The following is a 22,554-nucleotide window of genomic DNA, read 5'->3' as shown; positions in this document are numbered from 1 at the left end:
TGAGAACCACAGACCGCCCTGCGAACCCTGTTTCACCGCCCAGGCGCTCCCGCATCGGCGATGTCCGGATGCGGTCGATATATCGGGGGCTCGCCGTCGTGGCGGCCGTGGCGGTCGGTGCCACGGTGATCGTCCTGGCGCTCCCGTCCGGGCCGGACGAGGTCGTGGCGGGGCCGGTAACCGCGCCGCCGGCCGCACCCGCCTCGTCCGCACCCGCCTCCTCCGCGCCGGCCCCCACGACGTCGGCCACCCCCACGCCGACGTCGTCCGCCACGCCGACGTCCTCCCTCACGCCGACGTCCGCTCTCACGCCGACCCCGACGCCGTCGCCGGGCTCCTCGCTCGCGCCCGGCTACACCGCCATGCAGGCCCTGTACGCCGACCCGCGGGTGCCCCGCCTGACCGGCCGCGTCAAGCGGATGGCCCTGCCCCGGCCGGCCAAACGGCTGGTGAAGGACCGGCGCACCGGCCTGGCCGTGCCCCGGCTGGGCAAGCCGTGGAAGACGCACGGGGCGGCGCCGTTCACCAGCAAGCAGGTGCTGCCGGCGGTGCGCGGCGGCAGGCTGCGCGGCATGCTGGTGACCTGCCCGCTGCCGATCATGGAGCAGAAGTCGCCGCGCGACACGGCGCTGCTGGCCGCGCGCTGGACGCTCAACCACCACCCCAAGGGCTCCAAGATCAGTTGGCTCGCCTCACAACGCGTCAAAACCGGATGGATGCTCGTATACCGCGTCAAATACGGCAAACATTCCTCCCGGGCGGCCGTCGTGGTGATGGACGGGGGAATGAGCAAGCCAGGACTTGCGTTCGTCACAGTGCCTGACTCGCAGAGAAAGCGTTGGCGTGATATTGGCCGCGTGGTCTCAGGAGTGCGTGTTCTAGGCTAGAAAGATCATGTATGCGGCGATGTGGGGGAGTGACGCCGTGGAACGCTCTGGACCGCCGCAGGCACCGAACAAGGGCAAGGTCAAGCCGCCCTGGCGCTCGGAAGGCCTGCCCGGTTCGCCAGGCGGGCGGCCGAAGATCAACTGGTGGCGCTTCGTCGTCACCCTGCTCGTGGTGTACGCGGGCTTCTTCGTCGTCTCCTCCCTGGTCGACAACAACTCGGTCGAGACGATCTCCTACACCGAGTTCACCAAGCAGGTCGAGGCGAAGAACGTCAAGGACATCTACGCCCAGGGGCTGTCGGTCGAGGGCGACCTGAGGAGCGCGGCCAAGAACCCCGAGAGCAACGAGTCCTACACCAAGTTCCAGACCGAGATCCCCGCCTTCGCCAACACCGACCAGCTCGACCAGCAGCTCAAGTCGGCCCAGGTGGAGACCACGTCCAAGCCGCTGACCCGCGGCTTCTTCTCCAACCTGCTGCTGTCGCTGCTGCCCGTGCTGCTGCTGGCCGGCCTGTGGATCTGGATCATGCGCCGCGGCGCCAGCATGATGGGCGGCGGACTGAGCGGGCTCGGCAAGTCCAAGGCCGCCAAGCCGGTCGAGGCCCACAAGGTGCGCGTCACGTTCGACGACGTCGCCGGCATCGACGAGGTGGAGAACGAGCTCGTCGAGGTCGTCGACTACCTGAAGGACCCCGGCAAGTACCGCAGGCTGGGCGCCAAGCTGCCCAAGGGCGTGCTGCTCGCCGGCCCTCCCGGCACCGGCAAGACGCTGCTGGCCAGGGCCGTGGCGGGCGAGGCCAAGGTGCCGTACTTCTCGGCCAGCGCCTCCGAGTTCATCGAGATGATCGTCGGCGTGGGCGCCTCGCGCGTCCGCGACCTGTTCGAGGAGGCCCGCAAGGTCGCGCCCTCGATCGTGTTCATCGACGAGATCGACGCCATCGGACGGGCCCGCGGCGGCGCGGGCGGCATCGGCGGCCACGACGAGCGCGAGCAGACGCTGAACCAGATCCTCACCGAGATGGACGGCTTCTCCGGCGCCGAGGGCGTGATCGTCATCGGGGCCACCAACCGGCCCGAGATCCTCGACCCGGCGCTGCTGCGTCCCGGGCGCTTCGACCGCACGGTGCAGGTGGGCCTGCCCGACGCGGCAGGACGCACGGCCATCCTGGAGGTCCACTCGCGCGGCGTGCCGCTCGACGGCGAGGTCAGCCTCGACCGCATCGCCAAGACCACCCCCGGCATGACCGGCGCCGACCTGGCCAACCTGGTCAACGAGGCCGCACTCCTCGCCGCCAAGCGCGGCAAGGAGAAGGTCGACATGTCCGACTTCGCGGACGCGCTGGAGAAGCTCCAGCTCGGCGCGGCCCGCAGCATCGTGATGCCGGAGGAGGAGCGCACCCGCACCGCCTTCCACGAGGCCGGGCACGCCCTGCTCGGCATGCTCCAGCCCGGCGCCGACCCGGTCAGGAAGATCTCGATCATCCCCCGCGGCCGGGCGCTCGGCGTCACGCTGTCCACCCCCGACACCGACCGCTACGCCTACGACGAGCCGTACCTGCGCGGGCGCATCACCGGCGCGCTCGGCGGCATGGCGGCCGAGCAGGTCGTCTACGGCATCATCACCACCGGCGCCGAGAACGACCTCGAACAGGTCACCATGATCGCGCGCGGCATGGTGGGCCGCTGGGGCATGTCGGAGAAGATCGGCCCGCTGACCATCCTGCCCAACGACGGCTCCTCGCCGCAGGCGTCGCCGGCCACGCTGGCCACCGTCGACGAGGAGGCGCGGCGCATCGTGGACGAGTGCTACGAGCGCGCCGTCCAGGTGCTCACCGAGAACCGCGAACGGCTCGACGGCATCGTGGCGGCCCTGCTCGAACACGAGACGCTCGACGAGGCGAGCGCGTACGCCGCCGCCGGCCTGGCCAGCGGCAGCAAGCAGCCCGCCCTCGACTGAGCCCCGCTGGAGACCCGCCTTTCCCGAGACTTAGGGGAACCCCGGCCTTGCCTCGATCACGGCCGGGGAACGTCTCCCGCGACTCGGATCGGGGGACTGCCTTGACACTGAATGACGAGCTTCTCACCCAGCTCGGCGACTCAGGCGTAGACCAGATCGCCGGCATGCTCGGCACCGACACGGCCACGGCGCGCAAGGTCGTCGAGGCCGTGGCCGGCACCGTCATCGGCGGCATGGCCCGCAACGCCGAGCACCCCGACGGCGCCGAGGCCCTGCGCGGCGCCCTCGACGACCACGTCGACGCCGACCCCTTCAACGGCGACGTGGCCTCCCTGACCCGCGACGGCCACAGCATCCTCGGCCACGTCCTCGGCGGCCAGGGCACCGAACGGGCCGCGGCCGGGCTCTCGCAACTGGCCGGCGTCAGCTCCGGCACCATCATGCGGCTGCTCCCGCTCGTCGCCCCCATGGTCATGTCCCTCCTGGCCGGCCGCGCCGCCAAGGCCAACATGGACGCCTCCGCCCTGGCCGCCGACCTGCGCGAGGAGCACGCCTCGCTGCCCGGCGGCCTCGGCCACCTGCTCGACGGCCTGCTGAGCGGCATCTTCGGCGGCACCGTCCCGGCCCAGGGCGGCCCGTACGACCCGGCCGACCGGCAGCCCGCGAGGGGCACCCCCAACCACGACTGGTGACCGCGCGGGCCTTCGGTAAGCTGGGACGGTGATCGTTCTGGCCTCTGCCTCGCCCACCCGCCTCACCGTTCTGCGCAACGCCGGCCTCGACCCCAAGGTGATCGTCTCCGGGGTCGACGAGGACGCCTTCTCCGCGCACTCGCCGGCGGCGCTCAGCCTCGTCCTGGCCAAGGCCAAGGCGCAGGCCGTCGCGAGCGGGCTGGAGGAGGGGCTGGTCATCGGCTGCGACTCGATCCTCGAACTCGACGGCCGCCCCTACGGCAAGCCCGGCACCCCCGAGGAGGCCGTCGAGCGCTGGCGCATCATGCGAGGGCGCACCGGCCGCCTGGTGACCGGCCACTGCGTGATCGACGTGCCGGCCGGCCGGCAGGCGGCGCAGGTGGCCACCACCGTGGTGCGCTTCGGCCAGCCGTCGGAGGAGGAGATCGCCGCCTACGTCGCCACCGGCGAGCCGCTCGGCCTGGCCGGCGGGTTCAGCATCGAGGGGCGCGGCGGCTGGTTCGTCGAGGGCATCGAGGGCGACCACGGCAACGTGCTCGGGGTGTCCCTGCCGCTGCTGCGCGAGCTGTTCGACGAGCTGGGTTACGCGGTCACGTCGTTCTGGCGCTAGCCTGCCGGGCATGCGATCTCTGCGCGACTTCGCCGCCGGCGTCGGCTTCTTCTTCCAGGGTCTCGGATGGGTGTCGCGGCACGGCCGGTGGTGGCTGTTCGGGCTGATCCCGGCGGTGATCGCGTTCGCCGTCTACGTGGCGGCGCTGATCCTGCTCGGCACCCACGCGCGCGACGTGGCCGAGTTCTTCACCCCGTTCGCCGACTCGTGGAGCTGGGCCGACCTGTTCCGCACGCTGGTCGGCATCGCGATCTTCCTCGGCGGGCTGGCGCTGGCGGTGCTGACGTTCACGGCGCTGACGCTGGCGATCGGCGAGCCGTTCTACGAACGGCTCTCGGCCGAGGCCGACCCGCTGCCCGGCGCGGTGGAGCAGCCGTGGTGGCGGACGCTGCCCCGCTCGATCAGGGACAGCCTGATCACCCTGTTCTACGTGCTGCTGTTCACCGTGCCGCTGTTCTTCCTGGGGTTCGTGCCGGTGATCGGCCAGACGGTGGTGCCCGTGGTCGGCGCCTTCGTCTCCGGGTTCTTCCTGACGGTCGAGCTGACCACGCTGGCCCTCGAAAGGCGGGGGGTGGCCAGGAAGGAACGGTTCGCGCTGCTGCGCCGGAACATGGCGACCACGCTGGGGTTCGGGGTGGTGGGGTTCCTGCTGTTCCTGGTGCCGTTCGTGGCGGTGGTGGCCATGCCGGCCGCGGTGGCCGGCGCCGCCCTCCTCGTACGCGCCCGCACAACCCCCACCCCACCCACCAACCCCACCCACCTGACCCCACCGGCATAACCCACCCGCGCGCCCCTCACCCGCGCGCCCCCACCCGCGTCACCCCAGCGGCCTGACTCCCCACCTGCGTGACCTCCCACCCGCCTGATCCCCCTCCCCGCTTCGCCGCCTGACCTGCCGGTTTGTTCCATTCGTGCGAGGTCGTCCACAGGGTGGGCCGTCGGGGCGCTCGTCATCCACAGAACCGCGCTCGGGCGTTTGCGAGGCGTGCCTCCCCGGCACCCTTGACGCTCATGACGACCAACGCCTCGGCCCCCTGCCTCACGCTCATCAGCCCGGCCGACATCCTGGCCGCCGTACCCTACCTGGTCGGCTTCCATCCCCACGACAGCCTGGTCGTGGTCGGCCTCCACCGGGGCCAGGCCAAGGTGGCCGCGAGGTGGGACCTCCCGTTCCCCCGGGGCACCCTCGACCCCCTCCCCGGCCTGCTGTCCCGTGAAGGCGTCACCGAGCTGGTCATCGTCGGCTACGGCAGAGGCGACACGGTCACACCCGCCGTCGACGAGGCCAGGCGGCTCGCCGCCGCATCGGAGATCCGCGTGGGCGAGGCGCTCCGCGCCCACGAGGGCCGCTACTGGTCCTACATCTGCGACCTGCCCCGGTGCTGCCCGCCCGAAGGCACTCCATACGACCCGACCACCAGCCAGATCGCCGCCGAGGCCACCGTGCGCGGCCTGGTCGCCCTCCCCGACCGCCGCAGTCTCGAACGCACGATCGCCCCCGCCGCCGGCCCGGTCCGCATGGCGATGCGACAGGCCACCGCCACCGCCGTCGCCGAGGTCCGCGCCCGCCTGGTGGCCGCCCCGGACCTGGACACCTTCGCCCGCGGCTACGTCGCCGAGGCGCTCGCCGAAGTCCGCGCGACCCTGACCGCCCACGCCGACGGCACCCGCCTCGACGACATCGCAGCCGCCCGCCTGGGCCTGGCCCTGACCGTGATCAGAGTCCGCGACGAAGCCTGGACCATGATGCGCGAGGCCCATTTGCCCCTGTGGAAAGACCTCACCCGCCGCCTGGAGCCCCGCTTCGTCCCGCCGGCCGCCTCTCTGCTGGCCATGGCGGCCTGGCGTACGGGCGACAACATCCTGGCCACCATCGCCCTCGAACGCGCCCTCACCACCGACCCCCACTACTCGATGGCCAATCTCCTGATGCACGCCCTGCAGAGCCTGCTCTCACCAACCGTCGTCCGAGACCGCCTGCCCAGCCCCGCCGAGCTCGACACCGCCATGGGGACGGCCAACGGCGGCTGGCTGATCCCCATGCTCGGCCTGCTCGACGACGTGCCGCCCCCGCCGGGGCCCGACCGGCACCGGGGGCCGGGCGGGAGCGCATGAAGAAAGGGTGCCGGTGGCCTCCACCAGCACCCTTTCCGCCGGAACTACAGGCTGCCTTCTTCGCGGCGCCGGCGCTCGTTGTAAGCACGCATCCGAGGGGGATAGCCCGTCAGCTGCACGTCGTACACCGGTAACGCCAGATCTCGGGCCACCTTGTGGATCACCGCGGGCGACCCGACCCTGCGCCTGGTCCACTCGCCGTCGTCGGCCACCGCCACAGCGGTCGTGTCGGTGGCGAACGTCTCAGGCTCGACGTAGAACTCGACGCCACGCCGCGAACGTGCGAAGGCGATGAGCGCTTCGATGTCGGCATCGGTCGCCTCGCGGTCGAACCGCGCGATCTTCTGCCCGCGCAGCCGACGGATACCGTAGCGGTCTCGCCATCTCATGGATCCTTTTTATACCGTCCGGAGCGCCGGTGTCGGGGATGATCTCGGGGACAGCTCGGGGTTTCTCCCGATGGCACGTCCGGCTCCGAGGACGCAGTATGAAAGTTGACTGCCGATTCCAAGGAGAGGCATGACCATCATGGCTGGGGTACCCAAGACCCCCGGGCCGGGACAGGTGCCGCCAGCTCATCTGCGCGTCACCCACCAGGACCGAGAGCACGTCGTCGAGCACGTCAAGGCTGCCTACGCGGAGGGCCGCTTCGACAAGCTGGAGTTCGACGACCGGCTGGAACGTGCGATGACCGCGCGTACGCACGGCGACCTGATGCCCATCATGAACGAGCTGTACGGGACGATGGCGGTGCCGAGATTCGCGCCGCCGATGCCCCGGCCGGTCCGTCCGGAGCGGGCTCCGGAGAGCAACGAACGCGTCCAGGCCGCCCTCGGCCACTTGCTGATGGCCGTCGGGATCCCGGTGGTGGGCCCGTTGATCCTGCTGCTCACGGCGGCCAAGACCTCTCCGTACCTGCGGCGGCATGCGCTGGAGGCCCTGAACTTCCAGCTCACCGTGGTGGGGGCGAGTTGCATCCTGCCGCTCACCGTCATCGGCATCGTGCTGCTGCCGGTGATCTGGGTCGGTGCCGTCGTCCTGGGCATCGTCGGTGGCATCTCAGCCCTGGCCGAGAGCAGCTTCCGCTACCCGTTGACGGTCCGCCTGGTCAAGTAACGCCTCCCGGCAGCACGCGGGGGAGCCTGCTCTCGACGAAACGGCGGCGTGCGCACGGGTTGGAGAGAAGCCGACGCGCGTCGGCGGCTAAAGACGGACGCGCGGATCGCAGATGCGGGGGTCTCGCGGGTACCGGATATCGGGGGATACCCGAGAGGTGGATCGCGACGTCCAAGGATCTGGATCAGGACCGAGCGATGCCGAGACCCGGGAACTCAGATCGGGCTCAAGGGATGTCGGGGGACGTCTCAGGAATCGCGGGGGACCGGGGCGGAGACACGCGGTACCGGGACCAAGGGACGTCGGGGGACGTCCGGGGACATCGAGGGCGTCCCCAGGATTTCGGGGTTCGAGGATTTCGGGTCGGGGCCCGAGCCATCGAAACCGCGGTATCGGGCCCGCGATCGGGTAGCCGCTCGGGGAGCGGGCCTGCGGGATGTCGGGGGACGTCCGGGGATGGCAGCGGATCGGGACCCGGGGATCTGGACCCGCGGATCTGGACCGTGGGACGTCGGGGGACGTTCGGGAACATCGGGGCGTCCCCGGGGCATCGGGGTGCGGGGATTCCGGGTCGGGGGCCCGAGCCATCGAAATCGCGGTATCGAGACCGCCATCGAAGAGACGTCCGGGCAGCGGGCCGAGGGATTCAAGGACGTCTGGAAGAGCAGGGGGCACGGGGTTCGGATCGCGGGCTGCGGTAACGGCCCGACGGATGTCGGTGATGTCCGGAACCAGTTGTCCACCTAGGTCTCCAGGGATCCCGGTCGCAGCTCCCGGACATCCGGGCCCAGTTCTCGGGTTCCAGCCCTCCAGGCATAGCGGTCGCAGCCCCGACATTCCGGGTTCGGTCCCCCGGGCGACCGATGTCCGTCCCCCGAACACCCCGATCCCGATGTCGCGGTTCCATCTCCTCCGCTCCCCGGCCCTCCGATGGAGACCGGCGATCGGGGCTGGGGTGTCGGCAGCCAGGATCGGCGCATTGTGGGATTCGTGGGGGGCGGTGTTGGGGGAGGGCCCGCCCCGCCCCCAGCGGACGAATGAGCGGGGGCGGGGCCGAGGAGAGAGACCGAACGCGGTCAGCGGGCCAGAACTTCGTAGCGGACGGTCATCACGCCCGCCCCCAGGCTGCCGATGGCGTCGAACGCGGCCCTGGAGAGGTCGAGGCATCGGCCGCCCACGTACGGGCCGCGGTCGTTGATGCGTACGGTGACCGCCGAGCCGTTGCGCGGGTTGGTGACGCGGACGCGGCTGCCCAGCGGAAGGGTCTTGTGCGCGGCGGTCATGGCGGAGGGGTTGAAGCGTTCGCCGCTGGCCGTCATCTGGGGCTCGCCGTAGTACGAGGCGCCACACGTCCCGGAGGACAGGACGCGGACCTTCGGCTTCGTGGCCCGGAGCTTGACCGGCTTGACGGTCTTGGTCGTCTTCTTCGCCGAGTCGGACGTTGCCGCGTCGGATGCCGCCGTATCGGACGAGGCTGTGTCGGAGGCCGGCGTCTCGGTGGCGTCGGGCCGGGCGGCGGCGGGGGCCTTCGGCGCGGGGTTGGCGCCGTGCGGGGAGTTCGGGACGCCCTTCGCGCTCGGCCCCGAAGCGGTGGAGGTCGAGGCGCTGGGGCTCGAAGCCGTGGGAGCCGGGGCAGTGGTCCTGGCCTGGGAGACGTTGGCCGCGACCGGCGGGTTGGGGGTGCCGGTGGAGGTCGCCGTGGCGGCGTCCTTGGCGGCGGTGGTGCCGGGGGCATCGTTGCCGACGGCGGCCCAGGCGGTGGTCGAGGCGGCGGCCACTACGGCGGCCCCAGCGGCGATGGCGGTCCAGCGGCGCTTGCCCGGGGAGAGCTTGCGGTCGTTGGGGGACGATTTGTGGGAGTGCTGGCCCAAGGTAAACCACGGTCCTAGCTAGGGGACAGGAAAGGGAAAGGCCAGGTCATGGGGGGTGGGAGGCGTGTGACGGCCTGTCCGCCCGCAAGGGATGGGGGATCCGGCGGGCGAGGACGAACATATGCGACAAACGGCAAGTAAAGACAACTTAATGCGACATACAGTGACATATCTCACTTAAGGGCGCAAGAGGCCCAGAACGCCGAGCGTACGCCGAGGATCTTGGGCTTTCCGAAGAACGACAGAACTCGTCTAAACACCACGCCTCAGGCCAACCCGACCGCAGCCCACAAACGGGCGCAACTTGATCTAAGGCCGCAACTGGGCTGACCGTGATCTAAGGCCGCGAACGCCCAACCTGCCCAACCCGCCCCTCAGGTCGAGACCGAGGGCATCCTCACGCCGCGGTGCCTGCTCTTTGATCGTGCAGTCTGCCCTGGGAGGGGGCGGGGGATCTGGCGGGAAGGTGGCGCGGCGGTCATGGGTGCGGACTCGTAAGGCGTTCGGGAGTGTGTGCAGGTGGAAGCGATGGGAGCTCCAGGTGACCCCTCGCTTACCTGCACGGGCCGGGCTCTGCGCTGCGGACGTGCAGGCCGGCGGGTGCGGTCAGAGCATGAGGGAGCGGACGGTGGCGACGGTGTCGGCGTCCTCGGGGCGTTTGTCCGGGCGGTAGCGCAGCACCCGGGCGAACCGCAGCGCCATCCCCCCGGGGTAGCGCGGCGAACGCTGCACGCCGTCGAAGGCGATCTCCACCACCAGCTCGGGCCGCAGCTTGACCGCCCATTCGTCGGTGGGGCCGTCGGCGAGTTCGAGGAAGCGTTCGGTCTGCCAGGCCAGCAGCTCGTCGGTGAGCCCCTTGAACGTCTTGCCGAGCATGACGAACCCGCCCTCGGGGTCGCGCGCGCCCAGATGCAGGTTGGACAGCTTGCCCTCGCGCCGGCCATGGCCCCACTCGGCCGCCAGGACGACCAGGTCGAGCGTGTGCCGGGGCTTGACCTTGATCCAGCCCGCGCCGCGCCGGCCGGCCGCGTACGGGGAGGACAGGGACTTCACCACCAGGCCCTCGTGGCCCGCCTTGACCACGTCGGTGAAGAACTTCTCCGCCTCGGCCACGTCGGCGGTGATCAGTCGCGGCGTCAGCAGACCGGGCGGGACGGCGCGGGCCAGGGCCTCCTGGCGCTGGGAGTACGGCAGGTCGAGCAGGTCGGCGCCGTCGGCGCGCAGCGCGTCGAAGAAGAACACGCTGAGCGGGGTCTGCTCGCGCAGCCTGGCGACGTCGGTCTTGCTGGAGACGCGGCTCGCGGTCACCTGGAACGGGTGGGGACGCCCGTCCGGCCGCAGCGCGAGGACCTCGCCGTCGAGCACCAGGTCGGCGGAGTCGAGCCCGAGCACCGCCTCGACCAGCTCGGGCACCTGCGCGGTGATGTCGTCGAGAGTGCGGGTGAAGACCCGCACCTGCGCGCCCGAGCGGTGGGTCTGCACGCGTACGCCGTCGAGCTTCCACTCCAGGGACGCGGGCGAGCCGGCCTTCTCCAGCGCGGCCGCCACGTTGGGCGCGCTGCCGGCGAGCATGGGGGAGACCGGCCGCCCCACCTCCAGCTTGAACGCGTGCAGCGCCGCCACGCCGCCCGTCAGCGCCGCCGCGCCCACGGCGGGCAGCCAGCCGCGCAGGGTGAGCGCCCGCCGCACATCGGCCGACGGCGCGCCGGACGCCTTGGCCAGCGCTTCGATCATCACGCCGTCGAGGGCGCCCTGGCGCAGCTCGCCGTTGAGCAGCCTGCGCATGAACTGCTGCTCCTGGCTGGTCAGCCCGGCGAACAGCTCGGCGACCAGCGCTCTGCGCGCCGCCTGCGAGCCGGGGCCGGAGACGGCCTTGATCCGGGTCAGCAGCGCGTCGACGGTCGTGAGGGTGGCGGTTGCGGCGAGTTTGGGCTGCGGGACGTCCTCCAGTGAGCGCCAGCCCACGCCGATCTGGCGCTGCGGCAGGTCGCCCGACAGGTAGGCGATGGCGATCTCCGCCTCGTCCGGGCCGACCCGGGCGAGCAGCTCGGCCAGATGCCCGACCTTGCCCAGCCGTGCGGAGGTGCGCGTCACCGCGTCGGAGGTCCGGACCACGTCGATCAGAAGCACACCGCTATCGTGCCTCACCACGCCGACATTTCCCCACCCGATATGTGCCGGGTTTTCCAAAGCAGGGGTAGCCGGGCGGGCCACCGTCGGCGGCCCGCCCGTTCCCGGTCTAGCTGACGCCGAGCAGGTCGACCACGAAGATCAGCGTCTCGCCGCCCTTGATGCGCGGCGGCGCGCCGCGGTCGCCGTAACCGAGGTGCGGCGGGATGACCAGCTTGCGACGGCCGCCGACCTTCATCCCGGCGACCCCGCGGTCCCAGCCCGCGATGACGCGGCCGCCCCCGAGCGGGAACTCGAACGCCTGGCCGCGGTTCCACGACGCGTCGAACTCCTCCCCGGACGAGAACGAGACACCCACGTAGTGGACGCTGACGTTGTGGCCCGGCTTGGCCTCGGGGCCAGTGCCTTCGACGAGGTCGACGATCTCCAGGTCGGCGGGCGGGTTGCCCTCGGGGAAGTCGATCTCGGGCTTCTCGAGTGCCACGAATGTGCTCCTGTTGACGATGACAATAACCCGACGACTCTATGCCGTCGGGGTACGGCCGTCGTTCATGCCCGCCCTTTTCTCCCGGCGCCGGGCCGCCCGAAGCCGGGAGAAAGGGCACGTCACCGTGGCCGGTGGATCACCAGCTCTGGTGCAGCGGCATGCCCTCGGCGTAGCCGGAGGAGCTCTGGATGCCGACGACGGCCTGCTGGTGGAACTCCTCCAGGTTCGCCGCGCCCGCGTACGTGCACGACGACCGCAGGCCCGCGACGATCCCGTCGATCTGGTCCTCCACGCTGGGCCGCTTGGGGTCGAGGTACATGCGCGAGGTCGAGATGCCCTCCTCGAACAGCGCCTTCCTGGCCCGGTCGTAGGCGGAGTCCTCGGCCGTCCTGAGCCGTACGGCGCGGGAGGAGGCCATGCCGAAGTTCTCCTTGTACTTGCGCCCGTCGGCGTCGGTGCGGGCGTCGCCGGGCGACTCGTACGTGCCGGCGAACCACGAGCCGATCATGACGTTGGACGCCCCGGCCGCCAGCGCCAGGGCCACGTCGCGGGGGTGCCGGACGCCGCCGTCCGCCCAGACGTGCCTGCCGAGCCGGCGGGCCTCGGCCGAGCATTCGAGCACCGCCGAGAACTGCGGACGCCCGACGCCGGTCATCATCCGCGTGGTGCACATGGCGCCCGGCCCCACGCCGACCTTGAGGATGTCGGCCCCGGCCTCGACCAGGTCGCGCACGCCCTCGGCGGTCACCACGTTGCCCGCCGCGACCGGCACGCCGGGGTCGAGCGCCCGGACGGCGCGCAGGGCGGCGATCATCTTCTCCTGGTGGCCGTGGGCGGTGTCCACGACCAGGCAGTCGGCCCCGGCCTCCAGCAGTTCCTTGGCCTTGGCGGCGACGTCGCCGTTCACGCCGACGGCCGCGGCGATGCGCAGGCGGCCCTGGGCGTCGAGCGCGGGCTGGTAGAGGGTGGCCCGCAACGCGCCCGTGCGGGTGAGGATGCCGACCAGCCGGCCCTCGTCGTCCACGATGGGGGCGAGGCGGTGGCGGCCCTCGTGCAGGCGGTCGAAGGCGCCGCGCGGGTCGAGTCCGGCGGGCAGCGTGAGCAGCTCGCTCGACATGACCTCGGACAGTTGCGTGTACATGTCCACGCCCTGGCAGTCGGCCTCGGTCACCACGCCGACGGGCCGGTTGTCCCAGTCGACGACGATGACCGCGTTGTGGGCGCGTTTGGGCAGCAGTTGCAGCGCCTCGCCCACGGTGTCGTGCGGGGTGAGGGTGAGCGGCGTGTCGTGGACCAGGTCGCGCTTCTTGACCCAGTCGACCACGTCGGCGACGACGTCGAGGGGGATGTCCTGGGGGATCACGGTGATCCCGCCGCGGCGGGCCACGGTCTCGGCCATGCGGCGGCCGGCGACCGCGGTCATGTTGGCGACGACGACGGGGATCGTGGTGCCCGTGCCGTCATTCGTGGAGAGGTCGACCGCGAGCCGCGATCCGACCGAGGAGCGCGACGGCACCATGAACACGTCGCTGTAAGTCAAATCGTAACGAGGCTCTTGGTCGTTGAGAAACTTCACGTTCATCCATCTTATGGGGTGACAGGTCCAACAAGGGGTTTCCCCCGTTCTCCGGGGCTTATGATCGGCCGGGGACATATTTGGGGGAGGTAAGTCGTGGACATCGTCGAACGGGCCGAGCTGACCGTCGTGGGCTTCGCCGTACGCACGACGAACGCCGACGAGGCGGATCCGGCGCGGGCCGCGTTGCCCGCGCTGTGGCAGCGGGCGGGCGCGCCGGGGGCCTTCGCGCACGTGCCGGGCCGCATCGACGAGAACCTCTACGCGGTGCTGACCGACTACGAGAGCGACCACACCGGCGCCTACACGCAGATCGTCGGCATCGGCGTGCGCACGGTGCCGCGCCTGCCCGAGGGCATGGTGGCGGTGCGCGTGCCGGCCGCCAAGTCGATCCGGCTGGCGGCCCGCGGGCAGCTGCCGCAGGCGCTGATCGAGGCGTGGCAGCAGGTGTGGCAGCACACCGAGTCGGGCGGCCAGCCCTCCCGCGCCTTCACCACGGACCTGGAGGTCCATCACTTCGAGGGCGCCGACCTCTACGTGGCCGTCTAGGCCCGGGGGGTCACAGGCCGAGCGCCTCGGCCGCCGCCGCGACGGCCGTCGGCTTGACCTCCTCCAGGGGGAGGCCGGCGTACTCGACCGTGCAGTCGGCCATGCCGCCGAGCGCCAGTGTGGCGCGGATCTGCTGGGCCTGCGTGAGGTCGGGGCCGAGCAGCAGGGCGATCAGCTCGCGCCGCCATTCGAACATGCGCTGACCCAGGTCGAGGTAGGCCAGGATCGAGATGTCGCGCACCATCATCCCGGTCACGTCGCGGTGGCGCCACATGAGCTCGAAGTAGTCGTCGAGCAGCGCCCGCGGGTCGCCGGGCTCCTGCCTGGCGGCGAAGCGCTCGAAGTCCTCCACCAGCGGCTGCACGATGCTGCGCACCAGGTCGTCGCGTGAGGCGAAGTGGTAGTAGAGCGCCGGCTTGGTGATGCCCAGCCGGTCGGAGATCTGGCGCAGGCTGGTGTTCTGCACGCCCTGCTCGGCGAACAGCTCGCGGGCCACCGCCTGGATACGGGACTTGGTGTCACTGGGCATGCCTGAAGTTTATCCCTTACCTACCGTTAAGTAAGGACGCGTGCTAGCGTGGACTTACCAACCGTTAAGTAAGGAGGCGGCCATGAAGGTCCTCGTCTCGGGCGCCAGCGTCACCGGGCCGGTGCTGGCGTACTGGCTGACCAGGTACGGCTTCGAGGTCACGGTGGTCGAACGCGCCCCGGCGCTCAGGAAGTCGGGCGGCCACGCGGTGGACCTGTTCCGGCCCGCCATGGACATCGTCGAGAAGATGGGGCTGCTGGAGCCGGTCATGGCGAGGAAGACCGGCACCGACCGGCTCCGGGTCCACCGCGAGGGCCGGGCGCGGCCCGTGGAGCTGGAGCTGCGCCGCATCCTCACCGCCGTCTCCGACCGGCACATCGAGATCATGCGCGACGACCTGAGCGAGGTCTTCCACGAGGCCACCCGGCACGACGCCGCCTACGTCTTCGGCGACTCCATCGCCTCGATCGCCGAGGACGGCGAGGTGCGCTTCGACAGCGGCCGGCAGAACCGCTTCGACCTGGTGATCGGCGCCGACGGACTGCACTCCAACGTGCGCCGCCTGACCTTCGGCCCCGAGGAGCGCTTCGCCGCCTGGATCGGCGCGTACCTCGCCGTCGCCTCCGTGCCGAACTTCCTGGGGCTCGACGGCCGGATGGAGGCCATGGCAGGCGAGGGCTACATGGCCGCCGTCTACAGCGCCGCGCACATGGACGACGCCCGCGCCGGCTTCCTGTTCAGGACGCCGGAGCCGCTCGACTACCACCACCGGGACGTGGCCCGGCAGAAGGAACTGCTGCGCGAGCGGTTCGGCGGCCTCGGCTGGCAGGTCCCCAGGATCCTGGACGAGGTGGACCGCACGTCCGTCTTCTACTTCGACTCCATCACCCAGCTCAGGCTCGACTCCTGGTCGCGCGGCCGGGTGACGCTGGCCGGCGACGCCGGTTACTGCCCGGGGCCGGCCGTGGGCGGCAGCACGAGCCTGGCGGTCGTGGGGGCGTACGTGCTGGCGGGCGAGCTGGCCGCGCACGGCGGCGACCACCGCACGGCCTACCCCGCCTACGAGGCCGAGATCGGCGAGTACGTGCGCCGCAGCCGCGCCTTCGCCCGCCGCGCGGCCAGGGGGATCGTCCCCGGGAGCCGCTTCGACGTGTGGGCGCTCACCCAGGGCATCCGCCTGGTCAACCACCTGCCGGTCGCCCTCACCAGGGCCGCCACCAAGATCAGCAGCAAGGGGGTGCGCCTGCACGACTCGATCCGGCTCAAGGACTACGCCGCCCACGCGCGCCCGGCGACGTCGTCCCGCCCCTGACGAAGGCTCAGGCCAGCACGCCCTGCTCCCGCAGCTTCTCCGCCTCCGCCGCCGGCAGCCCCCACGCGGACAGGTCCGTGAGGCGGGTGGCCGGCGACAGGTCCGGGTCCGGCACGCCGAGCAGGCGCGGTGCGGGCACCGGATGGGTCACGCCGCCGACCTCGGCGAACGTGCCCCGGGCGACGTTGTGCGGGTGCCGCGCGGCCTCGGCCATGGACAGGACGGGCGAGACGCAGGCGTCCGAGCCCTCGAACAGGGCCTCCCACTCGGCACGGGTGCGCTTGGCGAACTCCTCGGCCAGCCGGGCCTTGAGCGCGGGCCACTGCGTCCTGTCGTTGCGGTCGGGCAGGCCGGTCAGGCCCATCAGGTTCACCATGGCGTCCCAGAACTGCGGTTCGAGCGAGCCGACGGCCAGGAAGCCGCCGTCGGCGGTCTCGTAGGTGTCGTACTGGGGGGCGCCGGTGTCGAGCAGGTTGGTGCCGCGCGGGCCCCAGAAGCCGCTCTGCGCGGCCTGGTAGAACATCGAGAACAGCAGGGCGGCGCCGTCCACCATGGCGGCGTCGATCACCCGGCCCTTCCCGGTGCGCTCGCGTTCGAACAGGGCCAGCAGCACGCCGTAGGCGAGCATGAGGCCGCCGCCGGCGAAGTCGCCGAGGATGTTGATCGGCGGGGTCGGCTTGCCGCCCTCGCGGCCGAGCATCGACAGCACGCCGGAGATCGCGATGTAGTCGATGTCGTGGCCGGCGGTGGGCGCGAGCGGGCCGTCCTGGCCCCAGCCGGTCATCCGGCCGTAGACCAGCCGCTCGTTCACCGCGTGCAGGTCGGCTGGGCCGATGCCGAGCCGTTCGGCGACGCCGGGACGGAAGACCTCGATCACCACGTCGGCGTTGCGGGCCAGCTCCCTGAAGGCGGCCACGCCCTCGGGCGACTTCAGGTCCAGGCCGATCGTCCGCTTGCCGCGGTCCATGACGTCCGTACGAGGTCGGTCGGAGACGGCCTGCACCCGGTCGACCCGCAGCACCTCGGCGCCGTGGTCGGCCAGCATCATCCCGGCGAACGGCCCCGGGGCCAGCCCCGCGAGCTCCAGCACGCGCACTCCGGCCAGCGGGCCGCCACTACCCTTCGACATGGACATCTCCTCGACAGTCGCACAGGCAAACGGTTGTCTTCACGGCTCCGAACCTGCCTCAGTAGAACAACATTCGGCAAGTCGTGGCAAGCGGCCTTTTGCGTCCTTCCCGCGAACTCGTGGGAGGTATGGGAAACTTGCCCACTGTTCGGGTGGTCTACAGATCGCCGGCGTCCAGCGGCTGTCTGCAGCAGGCGCTCGCGCCGCTACAGGGGTAGGACATGGTTTCGGAGAGCAACCGGCTTGTCGCCAGGCGCTACCAGTTACGGCGCGAACTGGGCCGCGGGGGTATGGGCGTCGTCTGGGAGGGTTACGACACGCTGCTCAACCGGCAGGTGGCCATCAAGGAGGTGCTGCTGCCCGAGGGGCTGTCGCCGGGCGAGCAGGAGCGCCACCTCATGCGCACCGCCCGCGAGGCCCGTACGGCGGCCAAGCTCAACCACCCCTCCGTGGTCGCGGTCTACGACGTGGTCGAGGAGGGCGGCCGGCCCTGGATCGTCATGGAGCTGGTCGCGCACCCCTCGCTCGAAGAGGTCGTGGCCACCTCGGGGGCCCTGCCCGTGCGGCAGGCGGCCGACGTGGGCCGCCAGGTGCTGTCGGCGCTCAGGGCCGCCCACGAGGCCGGGATCCTGCACAGGGACGTCAAGCCCGCCAACATCCTGCTCGCCGACGACGGCCGCGTGGTGCTGATGGACTTCGGCATCGCCACGGTCGAGGGCGACGCCTCGCTGACCAGGACGGGCATGGTGACCGGCTCGCCCAGCTTCCTGGCCCCGGAACGGGTGCGCGCGGACGAGGCCGGACCGCCCTCCGACCTGTGGTCGCTCGGCGCGACGCTGTTCGCCGCGATGGTCGGCCGCTCGCCCTTCGACCGCGGCGAGGCCATGGCGACGATCAACGCGCTGCTCAACGAGGAGCCCGACTACCGGCGCATCCCGCCGATCATGCACCCGATCCTGAAGGGCCTGCTGCGCAAGGAGCCCGCCGACCGGGTGGACGCCGAGGAGGCCGACCGGCTGCTCGCGGCCATCGAGGTGGCGGCCAAGCCCGCCTACACCGACCTGCCGGAGAAGAAGCCGGGCAGCGGGCGCGGGCGGGCCGTGCTGGCCGTGGCCGCCGCCGCCGTCGTGGTCGTCGCGGGCGGCGCGGTCGCCTACTTCAAGCTCGCCACGCCCGCCGAGGGCGCCCCGCGCACCGCCCAGCCGGCCGCCGCGGCCAGCCCGCTGAGCCCGTCACCCTCGCAGCAGCCCACGACGAGCCGGACGCCGTCGGCGACCCCCACGACGACCGTGCGGCGGGTGCGCCCGGCCGTACGCGCGTGGACCTCGCGGGAGGGCTGGTCGATCCTGCGCCCGACCGGCTGGCGGGGCGCGCTGCGCGAGTCCGTGACCGAGTGGACGCGCCGCGACGGCAACGCCCACCTCGGCGTGGAGGCCCTGTACTCCAGCCTCGACGCCAACCAGATCCTGCGCGACTCGGAGGAGACGCTGCGGCAGGAGGGCCAGGAGGTGATCAGCCGCGGCCGCCGCGTGGTCAACCACCGGGGCGTCAAGGCGGTCGAGTGGGAGTTCTCCTGGACCGCCGCCAGCGCCGCCGGCACCCACTGGATCAGGCCGGGCATGACCTACCACGAGGTGCGCCGCGCGGTGGTGTCCGGCGAGACGGCCTACATCCTGTCCTGGACGGTCACCCAGGACCAGTGGCTGCGCAACAGGGTACTGATGCGACAGGTGATCGACAGCTTTACTGTGAAGGCATGAGCCCCTGGAACCTGCTCGCCCTGCCGCCGCTCCCCGAGGAGGCGACGCGCGGCCTGCTCGCCCCGCTCGGCGACCGGGTGACGGTCCGCGTGCCCGCCACCCGCGACCGGGCCGGGCTGCTGGCCGCGCTGCCCGAGGCCGAGATCGTGCTCGGCGACTGGACCTCCACGCTCGTGCTCGACGCCGAGGCGGTCAAGCACGCGCCCGCGCTGGCCTTCGTGCAGCAGCCCTCGGTGGGCGTCGACGGCCACGACCTGGCCGCCCTGGCCGAGGCCGGGGTGCCGCTGGCCAACACGCCGGGCGTCAGCGCCGTCGCGGTGTCGGAGTGGTGCCTGGCCGCCACGCTGTCGCTGTCGCGCCGGCTGGGGGCCGCCGACGCCGCCGTGCGCGCGGGGGAGTGGCCGCAGCAGGGCCTGCGCCCGCGCGAGCTGAGCGGCCGCCGGGTCGGCGTCGTCGGGTACGGCCCGATCGGCGAGAACTGCGTGCGCCTGTTCGGCGCCCTGGGCTGCGAGGTCTCCTACTGGACCAGGTCCCCGCGGCAGGCGCCCGGCCGCGCCGACCTGGAGACGCTGGTGGCCGGCAGCGACGTGCTGGTGGTGGTGATCGCGCTGTCGGAGGAGACCCGCGGGCTGATCGACCCGCGCCGCATGAAGCAGGGCGCGCTGCTGGTCAACGCGGCCAGGGGCGGCGTCGTCGACCAGGCGGCGCTGGTCGCCGCGCTGCGTGACGGGCACCTCGGCGGCGCCGCGCTCGACGTGTTCGACGCCGAGCCGCTGCCCGCCGGCGACCCGCTGCGCGATCTGCCGGACGTGCTGCTGTCGCCGCACGCCGCCGGGGTGACGCCCGAGGCGACGACGCGCCTGCTCACGGCCGTGCTGGACAACCTCACGGCGGCACTGGAGGGACGAGAGGTGCGTGCCGTGCTCAATGGGGTCTCACCCCTGGTTCGACGCAGATTTCCGCATTTGCCTGCCACATAGGCGTTTCACCTGGCACGATGAACAGTTTTCGTGTCTTTAACGACCCCGGTCTGTTCGAGCCGGGCTGCGGGAGATACGGTCTTACGGACGATCTCTACCAGCTCAAGGGGGTGCTTCCGTGACGACGACGATGTCGACACACCAACGGGCAGTAGAGCAGATCCGGCAGTCCTACGCCGAGATCCCCGGCGACGCCGCTCCCCGGTTGGCCAAGTCCACGTCCAACCTGTTCAGGTTCCGTGACGGAGGCAGGACGGCCAAGCTGTCGGCCAGAGACCTCGACGAGGTCATCAGCGTGGATCCGGCGACGATGACGGCCGAGGTCCAGGGCATGACCACCTACGAGCACCTCGTCGAGGCCACGTTGCCGCACGGGCTCATGCCGTACGTGGTGCCGCAGCTCAAGACGATCACGCTCGGCGGCGCCGTCACCGGCCTCGGCATCGAGTCGACCAGCTTCCGGGACGGCCTGCCGCACGAGTCGGTGGAGGAACTGGAGATCCTCACCGGCGACGGCCGCATCGTCGTGGCCCGTGACGACAACGAGCACCAGGATCTGTTCCGCGCCTTCCCCAACTCCTACGGGACGCTCGGCTACGCCCTGCGCATCCGGATCAAGCTCCGCAAGGTCCAGCCGTACGTGCACCTGACGCACATCAGGTTCACCGACGCGGCCAAGTGCATGCTGGCCATGCAGGAGATCTGCGACAGCATGGTGCACGACGGCGAGCAGGTCGACTTCGTGGACGGCGTCTTCTTCGACCCGGAGGAGATGTACATCACGCTGGGCCGCTTCGCCGACCGCGCGCCCTACGTCTCCGACTACACCGGCATGCGCATCTACTACCAGTCGATCAGGCAGCGCAGCCGCGACTGGCTGAGCATCCACGACTACCTGTGGCGCTGGGACACCGACTGGTTCTGGTGCTCGCGGGCGTTCGGCGTGCAGCAGCCGGTGGTCCGCTCGCTGATGCCGCGCCGCTGGATGCGCTCCGACGTCTACCGCAGGCTCGTCGCCCTCGACCGGCGGACCGGCCTGACCGCCCGCATCGACCGCTGGCGCGACCAGCCCGTCCAGGAGTCGGTCATCCAGGACGTCGAGGTGCCGGTCGAGCGCGGCGCGCAGTTCCTGGAGTTCTTCCACGACAAGGTGGGCATGACCCCCGTCTGGATGTGCCCGCTGCGGTCGAGCTCCCAGTGGCCGCTGTACCCGCTGGAGCCCGGGAAGCTCTACGTCAACTTCGGCTTCTGGGGCATGGTCCCGCTGCCGCGCGGCCAGTTCGACGGCTACTACAACAGGCTCATCGAGGACTCGGTACACGAGCTGGACGGCCACAAGTCGCTCTACTCGACCTCCTTCTACGCCCGTGAGCAGTTCTGGGAGCTGTACAACGGTGATGCTTATTGGCCGGTCAAGCGGGAATACGACCCGAACGGTCGCCTGCTGGACCTGTACGAAAAGTGTGTACGGGGAAGGTGAGCATGGCTCTCGCAAGCATCTTTGAGAAGATCGTCGGCTCTGACGCGAACATCTCGTTCATGGCCTATGACGGCAGCAAGGCCGGTCCCGACGGCGCCGACCTCGGTCTTGAGGTCAAGTCGCCCATCGCGGTGGCCTACCTGGCACAGGCCCCCGGGGAACTGGGTCTGGCCAGGGCGTACATCTCGGGGCACATCGACGTGCACGGCGATCTGTACACCCTGCTCGACCGCATGTGGAACATCACCACCAACGACCTGACCGCGGGCGAGAAGCTGGCCGCCGTACGGTCGCTGGGCGTCAAGCCGTTGCTGATGCGGGTGCCGCCGCCTCCGCAGGAGGTGCGTCAGAGCGCCCTGGCCCGGCTCGGCTCGCGGCACGCCAAGCAGCGTGACGCCGAGGCGATCCACCACCACTACGACGTGTCCAACCGGTTCTACCGGTGGGTGCTGGGGCCGTCCATGGCCTACACGTGCGCGACCTACCCCGAGGAGGGCGCGACGCTGGAGGAGGCCCAGTACACGAAGTTCGACCTGGTGGCCAGGAAGCTCGACCTCAAGCCGGGCATGCGCCTGCTCGACGTCGGCTGCGGCTGGGGCGGCATGGTCATCCACGCCGCCAAGCACTACGGCGTCAAGGCGCTGGGCGTGACGCTGAGCCGCCAGCAGGCCGAGTGGGCCCAGAAGGCGATCGCCGACGAGGGCCTCCAGGACCTCGCCGAGGTGCGCTTCATGGACTACCGCGACGTGCGGGAGACCGGCTTCGACGCGGTCAGCTCCATCGGCCTGACCGAGCACATCGGCAAGGACAACGTCCCGTCGTACTTCGAGTTCCTCTACGGCAAGCTCAAGCCGGGCGGCCGGCTGCTCAACCACTGCATCACCCGTCCGACGGGCAAGGAGAAGACGTTCAACAAGGGCGGCTTCATCAACCGCTACGTCTTCCCCGACGGCGAGCTGGAGTCGGTGGGCTGGCTGATCAGGCAGATGGAGGACATCGGCTTCGAGATCCGCCACGAGGAGAACCTGCGCGAGCACTACGCCAAGACCCTGCGCCACTGGTGCGACAACCTCGACGCCAACTGGGACGAGGCCGTCCAGGAGGTCGGGATGGGCACGGCCAGGGTGTGGGCCCTGTACATGGCGGGCTGCATCGTGGGCTTCGAGCGCAACAAGGTCCAGCTGCACCAGGTGCTGGGCGTCAAGCTCGACGACGACGGCCGGTCCGGCGTGCAGCTGCGCCCGGCGGTCAACTGGCCGTGACGGGCGGGAGAGGGCCCCTCGCCCTCTCCCCACGTCTCACCCCCCAAGGCGCTGTCCGAACGGCCGGCCTCACAGTCCCCCGGCCGGGTCCCTGAACGGCGCTTGGCATCGC

General features: G+C 71.1%; 20 protein-coding genes. 13 read left to right on the top strand and 7 right to left on the bottom strand.

What is annotated here, in order from left to right; all coding sequences use genetic code 11:
- Positions 1–68: 68 nt before the first annotated feature.
- From ACIBQ6_RS45440 to ACIBQ6_RS45415, 6 genes are all read left to right on the top strand, one after another.
- A complete protein-coding gene (locus ACIBQ6_RS45440) occupies positions 69–887 on the top strand; it encodes a hypothetical protein (RefSeq protein WP_397218958.1) in 819 nt (272 codons plus the stop codon).
- A 37-nt stretch (positions 888–924) separates the two neighbouring features.
- On the top strand, positions 925–2,844 hold the full coding sequence (gene ftsH, locus ACIBQ6_RS45435) for an ATP-dependent zinc metalloprotease FtsH (RefSeq protein WP_358284106.1): 1,920 nt from the start codon (positions 925–927) through the stop codon (positions 2,842–2,844).
- 101 nt (positions 2,845–2,945) lie between these two features.
- On the top strand, positions 2,946–3,536 hold the full coding sequence (locus tag ACIBQ6_RS45430) for a DUF937 domain-containing protein (protein WP_358284108.1): 591 nt from the start codon (positions 2,946–2,948) through the stop codon (positions 3,534–3,536).
- 28 nt (positions 3,537–3,564) lie between these two features.
- On the top strand, positions 3,565–4,146 hold the full coding sequence (locus tag ACIBQ6_RS45425) for a nucleoside triphosphate pyrophosphatase (RefSeq protein ID WP_352327805.1): 582 nt from the start codon (positions 3,565–3,567) through the stop codon (positions 4,144–4,146).
- 10 nt (positions 4,147–4,156) lie between these two features.
- Positions 4,157–4,924, top strand: a complete 768-nt coding sequence (locus ACIBQ6_RS45420) for an EI24 domain-containing protein (RefSeq protein ID WP_397218957.1) — start codon at positions 4,157–4,159, stop codon at positions 4,922–4,924.
- A 233-nt stretch (positions 4,925–5,157) separates the two neighbouring features.
- Positions 5,158–6,261, top strand: coding sequence for a DUF4192 domain-containing protein (locus tag ACIBQ6_RS45415; RefSeq protein ID WP_397218956.1), 1,104 nt, complete (start codon positions 5,158–5,160; stop codon positions 6,259–6,261).
- 44 nt (positions 6,262–6,305) lie between these two features.
- Here ACIBQ6_RS45415 and ACIBQ6_RS45410 read toward each other — a convergent pair whose 3' ends face one another.
- A complete protein-coding gene (locus tag ACIBQ6_RS45410) occupies positions 6,306–6,650 on the bottom strand; it encodes a hypothetical protein (protein ID WP_352327808.1) in 345 nt (114 codons plus the stop codon).
- Between the two features lie 130 nt (positions 6,651–6,780).
- On the opposite strand from ACIBQ6_RS45410, the gene ACIBQ6_RS45405 reads away from it, so the two are divergent.
- Positions 6,781–7,377: a DUF1707 and DUF4870 domain-containing protein gene (locus ACIBQ6_RS45405; RefSeq protein WP_358284116.1), complete on the top strand. Its 597-nt coding sequence runs from the start codon at positions 6,781–6,783 to the stop codon at positions 7,375–7,377.
- 1,076 nt (positions 7,378–8,453) lie between these two features.
- On the opposite strand, the gene ACIBQ6_RS45400 is transcribed toward ACIBQ6_RS45405, so the two are convergent.
- The 4 genes from ACIBQ6_RS45400 to ACIBQ6_RS45385 all read right to left on the bottom strand — a co-directional run bounded on the left by ACIBQ6_RS45400 (position 8,454) and on the right by ACIBQ6_RS45385 (position 13,441).
- Complete coding sequence (locus ACIBQ6_RS45400) at positions 8,454–9,248, bottom strand: septal ring lytic transglycosylase RlpA family protein (protein ID WP_397218955.1); 795 nt, start codon at positions 9,246–9,248, stop codon at positions 8,454–8,456.
- Positions 9,249–9,854: 606 nt separating this feature from the next.
- Positions 9,855–11,378, bottom strand: coding sequence for an ATP-dependent DNA ligase (locus ACIBQ6_RS45395; protein ID WP_397218954.1), 1,524 nt, complete (start codon positions 11,376–11,378; stop codon positions 9,855–9,857).
- Between the two features lie 109 nt (positions 11,379–11,487).
- Positions 11,488–11,862: an FKBP-type peptidyl-prolyl cis-trans isomerase gene (locus tag ACIBQ6_RS45390; RefSeq protein ID WP_352357863.1), complete on the bottom strand. Its 375-nt coding sequence runs from the start codon at positions 11,860–11,862 to the stop codon at positions 11,488–11,490.
- A gap of 139 nt (positions 11,863–12,001) precedes the next feature.
- A complete protein-coding gene (locus ACIBQ6_RS45385) occupies positions 12,002–13,441 on the bottom strand; it encodes a GuaB1 family IMP dehydrogenase-related protein (protein WP_357965821.1) in 1,440 nt (479 codons plus the stop codon).
- Between the two features lie 96 nt (positions 13,442–13,537).
- On the opposite strand from ACIBQ6_RS45385, the gene ACIBQ6_RS45380 reads away from it, so the two are divergent.
- Complete coding sequence (locus ACIBQ6_RS45380; protein ID WP_358284121.1) at positions 13,538–13,990, top strand: effector binding domain-containing protein; 453 nt, start codon at positions 13,538–13,540, stop codon at positions 13,988–13,990.
- Positions 13,991–14,000: 10 nt separating this feature from the next.
- Here the strand turns inward: ACIBQ6_RS45380 and ACIBQ6_RS45375 are convergent, their stop codons facing one another.
- A complete protein-coding gene (locus tag ACIBQ6_RS45375; protein ID WP_358284123.1) occupies positions 14,001–14,519 on the bottom strand; it encodes a helix-turn-helix domain-containing protein in 519 nt (172 codons plus the stop codon).
- 82 nt (positions 14,520–14,601) lie between these two features.
- Here ACIBQ6_RS45375 and ACIBQ6_RS45370 point away from each other — a divergent pair, with 82 nt between their 5' ends.
- Positions 14,602–15,831 (top strand): FAD-dependent monooxygenase, encoded by a 1,230-nt coding sequence (locus tag ACIBQ6_RS45370; protein WP_397218953.1) that lies wholly within the window; start codon positions 14,602–14,604, stop codon positions 15,829–15,831.
- 7 nt (positions 15,832–15,838) lie between these two features.
- Here the strand turns inward: ACIBQ6_RS45370 and ACIBQ6_RS45365 are convergent, their stop codons facing one another.
- The gene (locus tag ACIBQ6_RS45365; RefSeq protein ID WP_397218952.1) at positions 15,839–16,960 is read right to left on the bottom strand and encodes a CaiB/BaiF CoA transferase family protein; all 1,122 of its coding nucleotides are present in this window, start codon (positions 16,958–16,960) and stop codon (positions 15,839–15,841) included.
- A 221-nt stretch (positions 16,961–17,181) separates the two neighbouring features.
- On the opposite strand from ACIBQ6_RS45365, the gene ACIBQ6_RS45360 reads away from it, so the two are divergent.
- The 4 genes from ACIBQ6_RS45360 to ACIBQ6_RS45345 all read left to right on the top strand — a co-directional run bounded on the left by ACIBQ6_RS45360 (position 17,182) and on the right by ACIBQ6_RS45345 (position 22,442).
- Positions 17,182–18,720: a serine/threonine-protein kinase gene (locus ACIBQ6_RS45360; protein ID WP_397218951.1), complete on the top strand. Its 1,539-nt coding sequence runs from the start codon at positions 17,182–17,184 to the stop codon at positions 18,718–18,720.
- Positions 18,717–19,700, top strand: coding sequence for an NAD(P)-dependent oxidoreductase (locus ACIBQ6_RS45355; protein ID WP_397218949.1), 984 nt, complete (start codon positions 18,717–18,719; stop codon positions 19,698–19,700). Before ACIBQ6_RS45360 ends, ACIBQ6_RS45355 begins: the two co-directional genes overlap by 4 nt.
- Positions 19,701–19,830: 130 nt before the next feature.
- Entirely contained in the window at positions 19,831–21,180 is a 1,350-nt protein-coding gene (locus tag ACIBQ6_RS45350; RefSeq protein WP_364329616.1) for an FAD-binding oxidoreductase, read from the top strand.
- A 2-nt stretch (positions 21,181–21,182) separates the two neighbouring features.
- Positions 21,183–22,442, top strand: coding sequence for a cyclopropane-fatty-acyl-phospholipid synthase family protein (locus ACIBQ6_RS45345; RefSeq protein ID WP_352357847.1), 1,260 nt, complete (start codon positions 21,183–21,185; stop codon positions 22,440–22,442).
- Positions 22,443–22,554: the final 112 nt, after the last annotated feature.

This window comes from Nonomuraea sp. NPDC049655 (genome assembly GCF_044465465.1).
Taxonomy (GTDB): domain Bacteria; phylum Actinomycetota; class Actinomycetes; order Streptosporangiales; family Streptosporangiaceae; genus Nonomuraea.
Note: the sequence above shows the minus strand (reverse complement) of the source record. Positions and strands in the feature narration are given on the sequence as shown.